Raw genomic sequence first — 646 nt, 5'->3', positions numbered from 1 at the left:
GAATTTGCTGGGTTTATTTTACTTGGTGGTATTTATCGACCGATAGAACCTAATTCAATCGGATGGTTGTGGAGTCAACAGCTAAACTTGTATTTGGGTGTTCGCGAAAATAAATTGCGCTACTTTACCCCAGAAGGACAGTTAATTCCTACACCCGAAGAAGTTGCGAAACTCGAAACCCAACGTGCTGAACAAGAAACCCAACGCGCCGATCGCCTAGCCGCAAAACTGCGAGAATTGAATATTGACCCAGATAATATCTAAAAAATAACGCGATCGCTCTGCTGGTGTACTATATTATAATGATTGCATTCAGTTGTTCCGTGTTGCTACAATAACTGCGCTTGTCGGATTTACCATCACTTCGGTTGCAAAAACCCTCTTGTCATTCAACCAGAACTCACGCACCGGATCGGGTTGGTCGCGTTGCTCGGGTGTTTGTAAGGAAAGAGGTGTCAAATCATCCAAAACAATGATACCTCCTGGTCGCAGCGCTTGCAACAGAGTTTCCGGTTCATGCTGTTTAGCTTTGCCACCGTCAGCAAAGAGTTTGTCCTAAGTCGCCAATAACCTAGACAAAGCTGTACACTCATAGTCATAGCTGGTCTATGAGTGATATATGTATAAGCCAAACGAATTTGCAAAA

At 43.7% G+C, this 646-nt stretch carries 1 protein-coding gene and 1 pseudogene; one reads left to right on the top strand and one right to left on the bottom strand.

Annotated features, from left to right (window positions below; all coding sequences use genetic code 11):
• Window positions 1-264, top strand: a pseudogene (locus AABK37_RS41745) (Uma2 family endonuclease); the annotation flags it as partial.
• A gap of 48 nt (window positions 265-312) precedes the next feature.
• On the opposite strand, the gene AABK37_RS41740 reads toward AABK37_RS41745, so the two are convergent.
• A complete protein-coding gene (locus AABK37_RS41740) occupies window positions 313-501 on the bottom strand; it encodes a hypothetical protein (protein ID WP_432557234.1) in 189 nt (62 codons plus the stop codon).
• Window positions 502-646 lie beyond the last annotated feature (145 nt).

This window comes from Tolypothrix sp. VBCCA 56010 (assembly GCF_050875635.1).
GTDB lineage: Bacteria > Cyanobacteriota > Cyanobacteriia > Cyanobacteriales > Nostocaceae > Hassallia.
This window is presented reverse-complemented; position numbering and strand designations above follow the sequence as displayed.